The sequence below is a fragment of the Desulfofundulus sp. genome (assembly GCF_049701015.1).
GTDB lineage: Bacteria > Bacillota > Desulfotomaculia > Desulfotomaculales > Desulfovirgulaceae > Desulfofundulus.
On sequence record NZ_JBNATZ010000398.1, the window covers coordinates 1 to 1,453 of the forward strand.

General features: G+C 49.2%; 2 protein-coding genes. Both read right to left on the reverse strand.

Annotation, left to right across the window (positions count from 1 at the left end; translation table 11 throughout):
• Positions 1–649, reverse strand: a 649-nt coding sequence (locus ACPLUI_RS14815) for a UbiA-like polyprenyltransferase (protein ID WP_424661008.1), incomplete at its 3' end; no start/stop codon positions are given.
• Positions 639–1,453: UbiD family decarboxylase (locus ACPLUI_RS14820; RefSeq protein WP_424661009.1), on the reverse strand; the 815-nt coding region annotated here is incomplete at its 5' end. The genes ACPLUI_RS14820 and ACPLUI_RS14815, both read right to left, overlap by 11 nt.

Here is a 1,453-nt window from a genome sequence, read left to right on the forward strand (position 1 = left end):
TATGAAAGATAGCTGAAATGAGTAAAGCTCGTTTCAGGCCAAAACGAGCCGGAATGGAATGAATACCGTATTTAAGGTCAAAATCATAATCATCGCAGGCATAAATAATATCAAAACCCGCTACCCAGAAAAGAACTCCTATCCCGATGATTACTGGGGCCAGAGCAAAACGGTTGGCGATAGCAATCCACGCACCTACCGGGGCCAGTCCCAGGGCCAGACCCAGAAAGAGGTGACAGGTCCAGGAGAAACGCTTGGTAAATGAATAAAAGGAGAGGACTGCCACAGCTACCGGAAATAGTTTAAAGGCCAGAGGGCTCAACTGGTAGGCAGATAGAAACAAAAGCGCAAACGAAAGGATGATTAAAAGCCATACTTCCTTCAGACTAACCAGCCCCCGGGGTAGTGCCCGGTTGGCCGTACGTGGATTCAGGGCATCAATATGCCGGTCAATTAAACGGTTAAGTGACATGGCGGCAGTGCGGGCTCCCACCATGGCCAGGGTAATCCAGAGCAGATCGTGGAAAGATGGTATTTGTTTCTGTACCAGGACTGCACCCGCGTATGCAAAGGGCAGGGCAAAAATGGTATGTTCAAATTTAATCATTTCCAGGACAATTCTTGTCTTGTAAACCAGCTTATAGACCATATTCCTCCCACTTTCTGTCTACAAGTTCCTTGATGTCTGCGCTCATCTCTATATCCGGAGGCCATTGCCTCGTGTGCCCTTCTTCGGGTCCCTTCCGGGTTGCGTCAATACCCATCTTACTTCCATAATGGGGCAGGGGTGAGGAATGATCCAGGGCATCCAGGGGACCGTCTACCACCAGAACGTCGCGGCGCGGGTCGACATTATTGAATACCCGCCACATTACTTCGGAAAGATTTTGTACATCCACATTCTCATCTACAACAATAATGAGCTTGGCCAGCATCATCAGCCCCATGCCCCACAGGGCACACATCACCTTTTTGGCCTGTCCAGGGTAACGTTTTTTAATTGAAACAATAACACAGTTATGAAATACCCCTTCAAAGGGCATGTTCATGTCAACAACTTCCGGTAGTTGCAAACGAATCAGAGGCAAAAAGATGCGCTCGGTGGCCTTGCCCAGAAAGGCGTCTTCCATTGGTGGCCTGCCAACGATGGTTGCAGTGTAAATGGGATTTTTACGTCGCGTAATACAGGTTAAATGGAAAACCGGGTAATGATCCGGCAAAGAATAATAGCCCGTATGATCTCCAAAAGGTCCCTCCAGGCGGGTTTCTTGCGGATTGACATAACCTTCCAGGACGATCTCGGCATTGGCTGGAACTTCCAGGTCTATTGTTTCACAGCGTACCAGTTCCACCGGTTCCTTACGTAAAAAACCCGCAAACAGAATTTCATCGATTCCAGCGGGCAGAGGAGCCGTTGCCGCGTAGATAACCGCCGGGTCGGCACCAATCGCCA